Source organism: Acinetobacter sp. 24-47-47 (assembly GCF_057737035.1).
Genome location: NZ_CM173216.1, coordinates 1,891,330 through 1,904,734, shown reverse-complemented (window position 1 = coordinate 1,904,734; position 13,405 = coordinate 1,891,330). Strand labels below are relative to the sequence as shown.

Here is a 13,405-nt window from a genome sequence, read left to right as displayed (position 1 = left end):
ATCACTGCTTTTTTAATGTCATGAGTATGTCAGTAATATGTTTGAGTTGTGGGGACTGCTGTTTCCAATGATGCCAATATAGATCAACGTCTTGTGTTGCCTCAGGCAACAAACAAATCAATAGTCCTTGGTCGAGTAAGTCTTGAATTTGAAGTTCAGGCACCATGCCATAGCCTAAGCCGAGTTGGATTGCATCGACAAATGACTTAGAAGAGGGGACATAATGATATGGATAACTAGATTGCGGTAATCCAAATTGATTCAGTAGAATCGTTTCATGTAAATGATCTTTATCATTAAAGATGACCGCAGGCGCACGGCGAAAGGAATCGCGATTTAGTCCGTTTTTAAACCATGCTAATTTGAATTCTGGCGTACACACCATTTGATAACGCATCGTGAACAAAAATTCTGAGTGGCAACCTGTCATGGGTTGGGATTCAGCGCTTATACATGCATTTACATAGCCTGATTCCATTAATTGATGCGTATGATCCTGATCATCTATTCGAAGTTGTATTGTGATTTTATGCTCTATTAACTTTTCAGCAATCGCAGGCAAAAGCCAAGTTTCTAATGAATCTGCATTCGTTCCAATGATAATTTTATAAAACTCAGAATTTTGACTTTTTCCCTGAATAAGCTGCAGAACATTTTCTTCTTGACGCTTTTGCCTTAATAAATGTTCAAGCAATATTTCACCTGAATGTGTCACACGACAAGGTCGTTCTCTCAGGATTAATGTTTGCCCAATCTGCCGTTCTAATTGTTGGATTCGAAGAGTAATTGCAGCCGCAGAGAGACAAAGCTTTTTAGCAGCCAGATCAAAACTTCCAGTTTCCGCCACGGTGATAAACGCGACACAGTCTTTATAATTGAAGATCATGATTTAATAAAACTTAATGAACTTAATATTAATTTAATAATACTCAATTTAAGATTGAATTGTTCATAATCCGCCTAATGATAAATATTAGGTGTTTTATGTCTTTATTCGTACTGTTTAATGGCTTTGTAACAAGTTTAAGTTTGATTATGGCGATAGGTGCTCAGAATGCTTTTGTGCTTAAACAGGGCTTAAAAAAAGAATATGTTTTATCCATTTGCCTGATTTGTGCCTTTTCAGACTCACTTCTAATTTTGGCTGGTGTATTTGGATTTGGGAAGTTTATCTCAGGCCATCCACAAATAATGACGTATGCACAATGGGGTGGGGCTACATTTTTAGTTGTATATGGTGTTCATCATTTTTATCAAGCATTTTCGCCCAAAAAAACGATGAGTCTTGATCATCACACTACTGTTTCATGGTTTAAAATTATTCTCATTTGCTTGGCATTCACATGGCTGAATCCCCATGTATATCTAGATACTGTCGTGCTTGTAGGTGCGATATCAACGCAATTTGAAGATCACTTATTATCGTTTGCTATCGGTGCGATCACGGCATCATGGTTATTTTTCTTTAGTTTAGGTTTTGGTGCGCAATATCTATCAGCTTACTTTCACAATCCCCGCGCATGGCAAGTCTTGGATATTTTGATTGCTTTAATCATGTGGTACATCGCCTATCACTTAATTATATGAATATTGATTAGATAAATTCCTCTAAAGCTTGTACGTCGATTAGATGACAACATTTAATGAACAAAAACTCACATAAAGATAATAATGAGAATCATATAATAATGATTCTCATTATTATTAATTGTTCCGAAAATGAAAAATTACAGTACCAAATTACTCTCTCAATCTGTAAGTGTTCTTATGATGAGTGGCGGTATAGCGACTATCACATGGGCAAATGATCAAAACCAACTTCCTACGATTACAACACAAGCTGAAGCGATAAATGCTTATGCAGATGGAAAATTAAGCAATGTATCTAAGTTGGGTGCTTTAGGTGAAAAAAAATTAATCGATACACCATTCACTGTAATGCAATATGAGGAGCAATTAATACGAGAAAGACAGGCATCCACCGTAGGTGATGTTTTAAAAAATGATGCCAGTATTCGACTGACGACAAATCAAGGTCATTTAAACGAAAACTTCAAAATTCGTGGTTTTGACTTAAATCATGAGGATATGAACTACAACGGATTTTATGGTATTGCACCATACGGAAAAGTACCGACTGAATTTTTAGAATCAGTGACAGTTTTGAAAGGACCAAATGCAATTGTCGCTGGTATGGCACCGAATGGAGGCGTTGGTGGTGTGGTCATTGCCAACTCTAAACGCGCTGACCAAGACATGACAAGACTAAACACACAATACCAAGATGGCGGCTACTATCAATCAGGTATTGATGTCTCAAGACGATTTGGTGCAAACCGTGAGTTTGGTGTTCGGGTCAATGGTGCATATGGTGATGGTGAACATATCATTAATGATATGAATGATCGCCTAGTTCTTGGTTCCATCGCTGCGGATTACACCACGGATAAACTTAAAATTAATTTTGATAGTTATGCTATTAAGCAAAATCGCGATGGTGGGTCACCAACAATGGTTGCACTGGGTGGAAAAGATACAGTTAACAAAGTCATTGCACCGCCTAAAGGTGACCAAAACTATTTTCCGTGGTTAGAAGGGAATTCTGACAGTAAATTTGCTGGCTTATCAGGTGAATATCAATTTTCACCCTATTTGAAAACCTTTGCTGGTCTAGGATATGCTGAAAAATCATATGATGGTCATTTATTCGGTACACGAATGATCGTAAAGAATGAAGACGGCGATGCCTCTTCACAATATTACCGAGTGGGTGCAAATGAAAAAAATAAAACAGCACACATTGGGGTTGAAGGAAAATTTGATACTGCTGGAATACAGCATAATGTTGGATTGCGTGCAGATTATTTAAATAAAAAATCGGATCAACATAAAGGACGTGGAGCTCCTCCTGTAGATTTTAACACCAATCTTTATGACCCAAGTAAAGAAGGCAATATGCCTTTACAGCGTCCAGAAATTGCACCTTTAGCAGATAATAAGTACATCAGTTATACATTGACTGATCAAATTTCATTATTGAATGATCAGCTTCAATTGATTGTAGGCGCTCGTTATCAAGATATTGAAACGAATAATTTACAGACCAAAAAAAATTACCAAGAAGGCCGTATTTCACCAAGTTTAGGGATCGTCGTTAAACCTTTTGGTGAAGACTTGTCACTATATGCAAGCTATGTAGAAGGGTTATCTGAAGGATCGACCGTTGATAATGTCAATGATGCAAACGACAAAGTCACTTTTGCGCCGTTTGTGACGAAGCAATATGAGTTAGGTGCAAAACATCAGCATGGAACTTGGCTGAATACGCTGGCACTCTATCAAATTGAAAAACCAAGCACGATGAGCAAGTCGATTGAACCTTATACAGAAAATGGTGTAACAATTAATCAAATTACAACAGATGGTGCTGAAACTCGATCACGCGGCATTGAGTGGTCATTTTCTGGAGCCATTACTGAAGATTTAAACCTAATGGGAAGTATGGCTTATATTGATGCAAAATATTCCAAAGCTCAAATGAATCAAGGAAATCAAGTTTTTGGCGTACCTGATTTTACCGCATCGCTTGGGGTGGATTATGATGTCCCACAACTCGAAGGATTAAATTTAAATGCCAGAGCAAGTTATGTCAGCGAACAGTATTTAAATGATACCAATACCTTGGAACTTCCAGATTATACTGTCATCGATTTAGGTGCACGTTATAAGACCAAGCTTGGCGGCGTGAATACGACGTTCTTAGCTAATGTTGATAACATTACAGATAAAAAATACTGGGAAGGTGCTTTTAACTCGAATTATGCGCTGATTGGTGGATCAAGAACTTATAAACTTGGAGTAAGTTTTGATTTCTAATCGTAGTTAAAAAGAAGTATAAATAGATGAAACCCACGTCAATCGTGGGTTTTTTCTTAGCTTTGCAAAGCTTTTAAATCTTCAAGCACTTGTTCAGCATGCCCTGCAGCTTTGACTTTACGATATTCTTTAACGAGTTTTCCTTGATGAAAAATAAAAGTTGAGCGCTCAATCCCCATCACTTTTTTTCCATACATATTTTTCTCTTTAATCACATCAAAGTGTTGGCAAAGCACTTCTTCTTTATCGCTAATCAAATCAATTGTTAAAGATTGCTTTTCGGTGAAGTTTTGATGGGCTTTCACTGAGTCCCTAGAAACACCGAAAATAGTGGTATGAAGCGCATCAAACTGATCTTTCAAACATGAGAAACCAACAGCTTGCGTTGTACACCCAGGCGTTGAATCTTTTGGATAAAAATAAATGATGAGCCAATCTGTATTCAACTCAGTTAAATTCACAGAACCTGTAGTCGTTGGGAATGTTTGATTGGGTAAACTAATCGTTTCCGTAGACATTATATTTTCCTCAAAATTTGTCACTACATTTATAGGGGAATTCAAAAAAAATAGCCACACGAGGTGGCTATCTTATGTTAACTGCGATTATTTTTTAGCTTGTGCTGCTTTCATTGCTTCCTCTGTTAACGACTGTAGCTTAGACGTTAACTGTGGGCCGAAGCATGCTTGAAGATCAGCGTTCTGTTTCTTCACGATAGCTAAAGTAGAAGGGCTTTTCTTTTGGTTAATCGCACTTTGGATTTCCCATTTTTGAGCATTAGTGAGCTTGCCGTCTGCTTCAATTGCACATGTACAATATTTGCTGACTTCAGTAGCAGAAAGCTTGTTCCCTTTAGCAGTTTCTTCCTTACAAACATTAATCAGTGCAGATTTTACGTTAGTACTTTTGTAGGCTTGCTGCATTTTATTATTCGGCTCATTTGCTTGAGCCGCAGAACCGAAAAGTGCTGCAGCAGAAACAATCGCTGAAAGAATAATGTTTGATTTTAAATTTTTCATATATGGCACCCTGTTATTACGGTATATAACGAGTTGGGTCTTCAACGCCAGCATCTGCAAAACCTTGTTTACGCAAACGACAGCTGTCGCATTTTCCACAAGCTCGTCCTTGGTCATCTGCTTGATAGCATGACACCGTTTGACTGTAGTCTACGCCATGTTCGATGCCTAAGCGAATAATATTTGCTTTGGATAATTGTAGTAAAGGTGTTTCAAATTTAAGAGGTTTTCCTTCCACACCTACTTTTGTCGCTAATCTTGCCATATTGGCAAATGCTTCAATAAATTCTGGTCGACAATCTGGATAACCCGAATAATCTACCGCATTAATTCCAATTACGATGGCTTCTGCGTCAAACACTTCTGCTGCTGCAAGTGCATAAGACAGGAAAATTGTATTACGTGCTGGAACATAAGTGACAGGGATCCCTTCTTGTTCTTGATCAGGAACATCAATGGAATGATCAGTTAATGCAGAACCACCTAAATTACCCAAATCTATATTAATCACGCGATGTTCAACGCCTGCTTGTTGTGTCAGTTTACGTGCAGCATCCAATTCAGTTGTTGAGCGTTGACCATACATAAAACTTAAAGCGATACATTCATAGCGTGCTTGCGCCCAAGCCAAGCAAGTCGTTGAGTCTAAACCACCTGATAACAATACAATGGCACGAGGGCGCATAGGAGAACTCCAAAAAATTAAAGTAAATAAAAAATGAATTATAACTGATTATATAAAGAATAATGGGGTATAAATTTTTTGAATATATAGATCTGCATAAGTCACAAAACTAAATGAGATCATTATAAAGAACGCGAAATGTTCGTTTTAGAAGATGAGATAAAACTCTCTTTTGAGTCGAATAAAGTTTAAACAGTTGTTGTTTTTGTTTAAATATTAAATATAATTTAACAAACACTTGATTAAAACTTACAAAAATAATTTTTACGGAATGAAAATGAATCAAATTAATACTTTAATTTTAACCACTGCTGCCTTGATCAGTACAAATTCTTTTGCATTTGAGGAGCTTTCAGATCAAGAATTGTCAACATATGCAGCACAAGATGGTATTACGATTAGCCTTTTACCAGGTGGACCCATTCAAGCTGATTTGATTTGGCACGATAACAGTGGATTCGGGCCAGATTACAACGAAGGAAACACAAAAGCAGGTGCCTTAATTTTCGGTACAGCGAATGGTCGTAGTAAGAATCCATTATCACTTTCTTCTGGTTCGGCAGATATTAGTATTACCTTAAAAATCGATGCTCAAGGAGGGAGTAGTACTACAGGCCCTTTTCTGAATTTAGGTGTATTTGTTCCTGAAGATATTATTATTAATACCGGTGATATTTGGGTGGGTAAATCGGGTCAAGTTAGTCCAACAGGACGAGGCTATAGTGACCCCGTTAAAATAATGGATAATATGAAATTTTATGTATCCAATCTCTCTACCAATATTCAGCTCGGTTCAGCACCTCAAGGCAGTCTTTTAAAACTGAATGGAATATTTAAAGACGGCTTACGTTTAGAGGGCTTCAAAGTCCACGATCATGATGGTGGTGGCGCATTCGGAATAGAATTTATTAATTTAAAAAATACTCAACCAGGGCGTTTCGGCATCAATAATCTTGATTTCGATGTTGCAGGTTCGATACGTACAGATGGACTGGAACTCAAAATAAATCGTCTTGGAGATCAAAATGGCTTTAATGCAATGTTATGGGGAGTAGGCGTTGGAGATGCATCAACAATAAATAATAAGATTGGGGATATTTCAATGAAAGGGATTAATTTAAATGGCACGACCATTAAAGTGTCAGCGCACTAAAAGATCATTTTCTCTTTAAAAAACAGCACAAAAAGTGCTGTACTGTTTTTAATTTGAGCTATTTGTTACATTTTAACGACCTGTTTCGTCATTCCAGAGCAACTTATGTAATTGAAGCTGGAAACGAACTGGTAAGTGATCCTCTAAGATCCATTGTGCTAAATCACGCGCAAGTTGCGGTAACTTTGCAGCACCTTTTTCAACAGCAAACGCAGGTGAGAACCAAACGGTACTTACACGCTTGTGCAATTCATATTGATTCACTTGTTGTTTAGACCATTCATAATCTTCACGATTGCATATGACAAATTTAATCTGATCATGTTGAGTTAAATGGTCTAAATTACTCATTAAATTACGTGAGTCTTCACCTGAAGTTGGTGTCTTTAAATCTAGGACTTTGGAAACTCTACGATCCACTTTTGAAACATCTAGTGCTCCACTCGTTTCAAGGGAAACTTCACAGCCTAAATCTGCTAGACGCTCCATGAGTGGTAACGCATTGGGTTGGGCTAATGGTTCACCACCAGTAACACAAATATAAGGTGTCTTAAAATCAAGCGTGGTCTGGATAATATCCTCTAAAGAGTGTCGTTCACCGCCTTCAAAAGAATAGGTGGTATCACAATAAGTACAACGCAGCGGACAACCTGTTAAGCGTATAAACACTGTAGGTAAGCCTGAAGTGTTGGCTTCACCTTGTAATGAATAGAAGATCTCCGTAATACGTAACCCCGCAGACGGATCAGAAACAGGAATAGCGGAAGATCGCAAATTACTCATATCGACAAAACCAAACTAAAATAGAGATTATATAAAAGAAAAATCTCTACGATTATTACTAACCGTAGAGATGGGGAGTGTAACTCCAAATACTATAAAGTATAAAAAAATTAGTCAGCGCGTAATAAGTCGTTCAAACTTGTTTTAGCACGAGTCTGAGCATCGACTTTTTTCACGATAATTGCAGCATACAAGCTGTATTTACCGCATTTTGAAGGAAGGCTACCAGAAACTACCACTGAACCTGCTGGAACACGACCATAGTGAATTTCACCTGTTTCACGGTCATAAATCTTAGTTGATTGACCAATGTAAACACCCATTGAAATCACTGAACCTTCTTCAACGATTACACCTTCAACGATTTCAGAACGTGCACCGATAAAACAATTGTCTTCAATGATCGTAGGGTTCGCTTGAAGAGGCTCAAGTACACCGCCAATCCCAACACCACCAGAAAGGTGAACATTTTTACCAATTTGCGCACATGAACCTACAGTCGCCCATGTATCAACCATCGTACCTTCATCAACATAAGCGCCAATATTGACATAAGATGGCATAAGCACAACATTCTTAGCTTGGTAAGAACCTTTACGTGCAACTGCAGGCGGTACAACACGTACGCCAGCTGCTTTAAATTGCTCTTCAGTCCAACCCGTAAATTTAGTGTTTACTTTGTCATAGAATTGGAGATCGCATGATTCGATTGGTTTATTATCATTGAGTTTGAATGACAATAGAACAGCTTTTTTTAACCATTGATGAACAACCCATTCACCATCAATCTTTTCAGCAACACGTAATGAACCATTATCTAAGCCAGCAATTGCTTCCTCGACTGCTTGGCGAATTTCAGCAGGGCAATCTGTAGCTGTGAAGTTTGCACGATCTTCAAACGCTTGTTCGATGATTGACGAAAGCTGAGACATAATCTTCTCTTCCAAAAAAAATTTCCAAGATTTTACACTAAATTGATTATAAAAATTACAATTAATCCTGAAAAAATGTCCGACAATAATGACTATTCTTTATAAGTATGTTAATAAAAGTTAATAAAAGACTTAAGTGCAAATTATTTATAAAACAACAACTAAATCAAAATTGTATCAAAAAATAACAAAAAAGCATCAATTTGAATATTAACCAGCTTTGAAATCTCCATTAAGATGCTTCCGAGTCGAACACATTAATGATTAAAGAACAACTCATTTCTTTGAGGAGAAAAAAATGAAAGTGTTAAAATTACTCGCTGTTACAACAGCATTATCTGTTTCAGGCTTCGCTATGGCGGACACTCAAGTTGTACGTACAGGTAATGTATTTGAAGCTAATCAATTAATCCCTACTGGTGTTCGTGCTGAAGTTGGTACAACTGGTTACGGTGGTGCATTACTTTGGACTGCTAACCCATACGTTGGTCTTGCTTTAGGTTACAACGGTGGTGATATCTCTTGGTCTGATGATTTATCTATTGACGGTACTAAGTACGATTTAGATATGGATAATAGTTTGGCATACTTAAATGCTGAGATTCGTCCTTGGGGCGCGAGTCAAAATCCATGGGCTCAAGGTCTATATATGGCTGCTGGTGTAGCATATATCGATAATGAATACGATGTTACTAAGCGCTTAAACAATACGAATGATGTTGTTAAGATTGATGGCAAAAATTACAACGCTCCATCTGGTCAAGGTTTCATCGATGGTAAAATGTCATACAAAAATGACTTTGCTCCATACGTAGGTTTTGGTTTTGCTCCTAAAATCAATAAAAACTTCGGTGTATTTGGTGAAGTAGGTGCTTATTACACTGGTAACCCTTCTGCAAATATTACGTCAGTAGGTTTAGCTGAAGTTGGTGGTACTGGTACTGGTGCTGATGCAGCTGAAGCTTTAGAAGCGAAAATTGAATCTAAAGACAAATATGAGTGGCTTCCAGTCGGTAAAGTGGGTGTGAGCTTCCACTGGTAAGATCCAATTAAAAAAACGAGCTTCGGCTCGTTTTTTTATGCAAGTTAATGCAAATAATAAAGGCGCTATGGTGCCTTTATTATTTGTAGCTTGTTAATCTTCAGGATAAGCTACTCGTTTTAACGCTTTGATATCAGCACTAGGTGCACATAGCGAAATAAACTCGTAACCGTATCCACGTAACAAATGACCTTTACGTACAGCAATCCAAGTGGTATTCACCCCAAATAAATCAGTATCAATTTGTTTTAAGCGATGATCTCGTTCTGCATCGTAGGCAACATCGTTGACAATCCCGACACCCATACCTAATTCCACATAAGTTTTGATTACATCAGCATCAAGCGCAGACATCACTAAATCAACATCAAGTCCTGAGTCTTCAAAGGCTTTATCAATCTTTGAACGTCCCGTAAAACCACCGTGATAGGTAATAATCGGATACTCTGCCAAATGTTCTAAGCTAATCTCTCGCGCTGCTATTTGAGTAAGTGGATGACCTTGAGGCGTAATAATACTGTGTTTCCAGTTATAAAAAGGAACACTTGCTAAGTTTTCTTCAGTAGTTAGATTCTCAGTAGCAATACCAATATCAGCATCGCCTAAAAGTAACATTTCAGTGATTTCAGTTGGGCTTGCTTGTTGCAAAATCAAATGAACTTTCGGAAATAATTTTTTGAATGAATTTACAATTGGTGGTAATACGTATCGCGCTTGAGTATGAGTGGTTGCGATGGTTAATGTACCTTCATCTACACGATTAAAATCATCAGCTAATCTTTTAATATTGTCTGCATCGACCAGCATGCGCTCCACAATACCGAGCAAAGCTTGACCAGGTTCAGTCAACCCTAATAAGCGTTTACCTTTTCGGATAAATAGTTGAACACCTAATTCATCTTCTAAATCTTTAATATGCTTACTTACGCCTGATTGAGACGTGTAAAGGGCAGCGGAAGCTTCCGTTAAATTAAAATTTTGTCTGACGGTTTCTCGAATAATTCTTAATTGTTGAAAGTTCATAGTCTTTGTTACCTTTAAAATGATGGGGCTATATAAAAGCCCCATCTACACATTTTTATGCGTTTTCTTGTGCAAATAAGTGCAATGTATTAGTCGTTAACCAAACCGATTGATTTGGGCGGAATTGATGCAGTTTAGCTTCATCTGGAGTGAGTAGAATTTCGATGAGATTGCCATCTTGACCTTGAAGTTCGGCAACCACTTTTCCTGCAATCCAAACTTCACGTAAGAACGTTGCTTGAATTGCATTGTCTGTAGGTTGAGCATGAATTTGGAACTCATCTGGTCGAATGAAGGCAATCACTTTACCTTCAGGTGAATCTTTAGCTAAAGGCAGTTGAATGCGATCATTTCCGATCTGTACGATTCCCGCTTGATTATGACCTTCGAACTTATTGGCTTGACCTAAGAAGTCAAATACAAAAGGCGTTGCTGGTTTTTCATAGACTTCACGAGGTGAGCCAATTTGTTCAACATTACCTTTATTCATTACAATGATTTGATCTGCAACTTCAAGCGCTTCTTCTTGATCGTGGGTTACAAAAATCGAGGTGATGTGGAGTTCATCATGTAAAGTTCTCAGCCAGCGACGTAACTCTTTACGAACTTTTGCATCAAGTGCGCCAAATGGCTCATCCAGAAGTAGTACACGAGGTTCAACTGCAAGCGCACGTGCAAGCGCAATACGTTGACGCTGTCCACCTGACAATTGTGCTGGATAACGATCTGCTAAGAACCCTAATTGAACTAAATCCAGTAGTCGTGTAACTCGTTTTTTGATTTCAGATTCTGAGGGGCGTGTAGAACGTGGACGAACACGTAAACCAAAAGCAATATTGTCAAATACTGTCATATGACGGAATAAAGCATAATGTTGGAATACGAAGCCAACTTGACGTTCACGGACATGAACATTCGTTGAATCTTGGCCTTCAAGGATCACTTGACCGCTGTCGGCAGATTCAAGACCAGCAATAATGCGAAGTAAAGTCGTTTTACCGCAGCCTGAAGGTCCTAACAATGCAACGAGTTGACCATCAGGAAAATCTAGGGAGATATTGTTTAGTGCATGGAAAGCACCAAAGTGTTTTTCAATATTTTTAACTTGAATACTCATCGGATACTTCCTTTAAACTGTAGAATCTTCATTACGTTTGCTTAATTTCTCTTGGCGAATTTCGACCCATGTTTTAAGAATCAATGTCACAATCGCCAATAAAGCCAAGAGGGATGAAACAGCAAATGCTGCACTAAAGGTATATTCGTTGTAGAGAATCTCTACATGAAGTGGCAATGTATTGGTCTCTCCACGAATATGACCCGATACTACAGAGACTGCCCCGAATTCACCCATTGCACGTGCGTTACAAAGAATAACCCCGTATATCAAGCCCCATTTAATATTTGGAATCGTGATTTTCCAAAAAGTTTGCCAGCCTGAAGCACCTAAAACGATTGCCGCTTCCTCTTCTTCTGTACCTTGAGCTTCCATCAGTGGGATGAGCTCACGCGCCACAAAAGGAACTGTAATAAAGATGGTTGCTAGTACAATTGCTGGAACGGCATATAGAATCTTAATGTCGTTATCCAACAGCCATCCACCGAACCAACCTTGAGTACCAAACATCAATACCAACATCAAACCTGCGATTACAGGTGATACTGAGAAAGGCATATCGATAATCGTGGTCAATATGGATTTACCACGGAAATTAAATTTCGCAACAGACCAAGCCGCCGCCACACCAAATACTACGTTGAGCGGTACAGCAATTGCAGCTGTTAGTAAGGTGAGCTTTACAGCCGACAACGTATCTGGATGGACTAAAGCTTGCGCATAAACGCCGACACCCTGTTTGAATGCTTCAACAAAAACTAAAATCAAAGGCAGGATTAAGCAACTGAGGAAGAAAATCATGGCAACGACAATAAGTGTCCAACGAACCCAAGTCGGTTCTCGCGTCGCATCACGAGATTGCAATTTTTCCGCTAAAGCATTGCTATTTGTATTCAAACTCATTGTGCAGTTCTCCCTGTACGACGACTCGCCCATGCTTGTAACAAGTTAATCAAGAACAAGATAGCGAATGAAATAAGGAGCATGACAACGGCGATCGTAGTTGCACCTGCATAGTCATATTCTTCCAATCGAGAAATAATCATTAATGGCGCAATTTCAGTTTCGAAGGGTTGGTTACCTGCAATAAAGATAACTGAACCATATTCACCCACGCCACGGGCAAAAGCGAGAGCAAATCCTGTGATTAAAGCAGGGAAAAGAATTGGTAAAATCACTTTGGTTACAATTTGCAGTCGATTTGCACCCAATGCTGACGCTGCTTCTTCAAGTTCAGTCTCTAAGTCACTCAGTACAGGTTGTACTGTACGAACCACAAAAGGTAAGCCAATAAATATCAGGGCTAATGTAATCCCAATAGGACTATAAGCGACTTTAATTCCTAAGGGTTCAAGATATTGACCAATCCAGCCTGTCGGAGCATATAAAGATGTTAATGCAATCCCAGCAACAGCTGTTGGTAACGCAAAGGGTAAATCAACCAATGCATCAACAATTCGTTTACCAGGGAAACTATAGCGCACGAGACACCAAGCAAGTAATAAGCCAAATACCACATTAATGAAGGCAGCAATAAGTGCAGCACTGAAACTTAGTTGTAATGATTTTAAGATACGCTCAGAGCTTAAAATCTCCCATAAACCTTCCCAGCCAATACCTAAAGACTTAATAAAAACAGCCGACAAGGGTATGAGCACAATTAAAGATAAATACGCTAGGGTAAAGCCTAGAGATAGACCAAATCCTGGCAGCACTCGGGATCGCTGCGACATGACTACTCCTCAAATGAGAGAAAAAGCTTACCGAAATCAATA

General features: G+C 38.4%; 14 protein-coding genes. 4 read left to right on the top strand and 10 right to left on the bottom strand.

Annotation, left to right across the window (positions count from 1 at the left end; all coding sequences use genetic code 11):
• Position 1: 1 nt before the first annotated feature.
• Positions 2-883, bottom strand: coding sequence for a LysR family transcriptional regulator ArgP (locus AC1M9E_RS08945; RefSeq protein WP_488225205.1), 882 nt, complete (start codon positions 881-883; stop codon positions 2-4).
• A gap of 101 nt (positions 884-984) precedes the next feature.
• Between AC1M9E_RS08945 and AC1M9E_RS08940 the strand changes: the two genes are divergently transcribed.
• Positions 985-1,587: a LysE/ArgO family amino acid transporter gene (locus AC1M9E_RS08940; RefSeq protein WP_488224703.1), complete on the top strand. Its 603-nt coding sequence runs from the start codon at positions 985-987 to the stop codon at positions 1,585-1,587.
• Positions 1,588-1,719: 132 nt separating this feature from the next.
• Complete coding sequence (locus AC1M9E_RS08935) at positions 1,720-3,876, top strand: TonB-dependent receptor (protein ID WP_488224702.1); 2,157 nt, start codon at positions 1,720-1,722, stop codon at positions 3,874-3,876.
• A gap of 56 nt (positions 3,877-3,932) precedes the next feature.
• On the opposite strand, the gene AC1M9E_RS08930 is transcribed toward AC1M9E_RS08935, so the two are convergent.
• The 3 genes from AC1M9E_RS08930 to queC form a co-directional block, all read right to left on the bottom strand.
• A complete protein-coding gene (locus AC1M9E_RS08930) occupies positions 3,933-4,394 on the bottom strand; it encodes a peroxiredoxin (RefSeq protein WP_481590296.1) in 462 nt (153 codons plus the stop codon).
• Between the two features lie 87 nt (positions 4,395-4,481).
• Positions 4,482-4,895: a hypothetical protein gene (locus AC1M9E_RS08925; protein WP_481590297.1), complete on the bottom strand. Its 414-nt coding sequence runs from the start codon at positions 4,893-4,895 to the stop codon at positions 4,482-4,484.
• Between the two features lie 16 nt (positions 4,896-4,911).
• Complete coding sequence (gene queC / locus AC1M9E_RS08920) at positions 4,912-5,580, bottom strand: 7-cyano-7-deazaguanine synthase QueC (RefSeq protein WP_180028449.1); 669 nt, start codon at positions 5,578-5,580, stop codon at positions 4,912-4,914.
• A gap of 277 nt (positions 5,581-5,857) precedes the next feature.
• Between queC and filA the strand changes: the two genes are divergently transcribed.
• The gene (gene filA / locus AC1M9E_RS08915; protein WP_481587782.1) at positions 5,858-6,733 is read left to right on the top strand and encodes a putative pilus system protein FilA; all 876 of its coding nucleotides are present in this window, start codon (positions 5,858-5,860) and stop codon (positions 6,731-6,733) included.
• 72 nt (positions 6,734-6,805) lie between these two features.
• On the opposite strand, the gene queE is transcribed toward filA, so the two are convergent.
• On the bottom strand, positions 6,806-7,516 hold the full coding sequence (queE, locus tag AC1M9E_RS08910; RefSeq protein ID WP_481589025.1) for a 7-carboxy-7-deazaguanine synthase QueE: 711 nt from the start codon (positions 7,514-7,516) through the stop codon (positions 6,806-6,808).
• A gap of 110 nt (positions 7,517-7,626) precedes the next feature.
• A complete protein-coding gene (dapD, locus tag AC1M9E_RS08905) occupies positions 7,627-8,448 on the bottom strand; it encodes a 2,3,4,5-tetrahydropyridine-2,6-dicarboxylate N-succinyltransferase (RefSeq protein ID WP_488224701.1) in 822 nt (273 codons plus the stop codon).
• A gap of 298 nt (positions 8,449-8,746) precedes the next feature.
• Here dapD and carO point away from each other — a divergent pair, with 298 nt between their 5' ends.
• On the top strand, positions 8,747-9,490 hold the full coding sequence (gene carO, locus AC1M9E_RS08900) for an ornithine uptake porin CarO (protein ID WP_179997890.1): 744 nt from the start codon (positions 8,747-8,749) through the stop codon (positions 9,488-9,490).
• A gap of 93 nt (positions 9,491-9,583) precedes the next feature.
• Here carO and AC1M9E_RS08895 read toward each other — a convergent pair whose 3' ends face one another.
• From AC1M9E_RS08895 to cysT, 4 genes are read right to left on the bottom strand one after another with little or no spacing between them, the layout of a single operon-like run.
• A complete protein-coding gene (locus tag AC1M9E_RS08895) occupies positions 9,584-10,513 on the bottom strand; it encodes a CysB family HTH-type transcriptional regulator (RefSeq protein WP_481612268.1) in 930 nt (309 codons plus the stop codon).
• Positions 10,514-10,568: 55 nt separating this feature from the next.
• Positions 10,569-11,630 carry a sulfate/molybdate ABC transporter ATP-binding protein gene (locus AC1M9E_RS08890; protein WP_488224700.1) on the bottom strand — a complete coding sequence of 354 codons (1,062 nt, stop codon included), beginning with the start codon at positions 11,628-11,630 and terminating at the stop codon, positions 10,569-10,571.
• Between the two features lie 12 nt (positions 11,631-11,642).
• A complete protein-coding gene (gene cysW, locus AC1M9E_RS08885; protein ID WP_488224699.1) occupies positions 11,643-12,533 on the bottom strand; it encodes a sulfate ABC transporter permease subunit CysW in 891 nt (296 codons plus the stop codon).
• A complete protein-coding gene (gene cysT / locus AC1M9E_RS08880) occupies positions 12,530-13,363 on the bottom strand; it encodes a sulfate ABC transporter permease subunit CysT (RefSeq protein WP_035267202.1) in 834 nt (277 codons plus the stop codon). The genes cysW and cysT overlap by 4 nt, the downstream gene beginning before the upstream one ends.
• Positions 13,364-13,405 lie beyond the last annotated feature (42 nt).

Excerpts from the sequence above, each read along its gene's own strand:
- AC1M9E_RS08890 (WP_488224700.1), bottom strand. The coding sequence starts at position 11,630 with ATGAGTATTCAAGTTAAAAATATTGAAAAACACTTTGGTGCTTTCCAT.
- cysT (WP_035267202.1), bottom strand. The coding sequence starts at position 13,363 with ATGTCGCAGCGATCCCGAGTGCTGCCAGGATTTGGTCTATCTCTAGGC.
- carO (WP_179997890.1), top strand. The coding sequence starts at position 8,747 with ATGAAAGTGTTAAAATTACTCGCTGTTACAACAGCATTATCTGTTTCA.
- dapD (WP_488224701.1), bottom strand. The coding sequence starts at position 8,448 with ATGTCTCAGCTTTCGTCAATCATCGAACAAGCGTTTGAAGATCGTGCA.
- AC1M9E_RS08895 (WP_481612268.1), bottom strand. The coding sequence starts at position 10,513 with ATGAACTTTCAACAATTAAGAATTATTCGAGAAACCGTCAGACAAAAT.
- AC1M9E_RS08930 (WP_481590296.1), bottom strand. The coding sequence starts at position 4,394 with ATGTCTACGGAAACGATTAGTTTACCCAATCAAACATTCCCAACGACT.
- AC1M9E_RS08935 (WP_488224702.1), top strand. The coding sequence starts at position 1,720 with ATGAAAAATTACAGTACCAAATTACTCTCTCAATCTGTAAGTGTTCTT.
- queC (WP_180028449.1), bottom strand. The coding sequence starts at position 5,580 with ATGCGCCCTCGTGCCATTGTATTGTTATCAGGTGGTTTAGACTCAACG.
- queE (WP_481589025.1), bottom strand. The coding sequence starts at position 7,516 with ATGAGTAATTTGCGATCTTCCGCTATTCCTGTTTCTGATCCGTCTGCG.
- AC1M9E_RS08925 (WP_481590297.1), bottom strand. The coding sequence starts at position 4,895 with ATGAAAAATTTAAAATCAAACATTATTCTTTCAGCGATTGTTTCTGCT.
- AC1M9E_RS08940 (WP_488224703.1), top strand. The coding sequence starts at position 985 with ATGTCTTTATTCGTACTGTTTAATGGCTTTGTAACAAGTTTAAGTTTG.
- filA (WP_481587782.1), top strand. The coding sequence starts at position 5,858 with ATGAATCAAATTAATACTTTAATTTTAACCACTGCTGCCTTGATCAGT.
- cysW (WP_488224699.1), bottom strand. The coding sequence starts at position 12,533 with ATGAGTTTGAATACAAATAGCAATGCTTTAGCGGAAAAATTGCAATCT.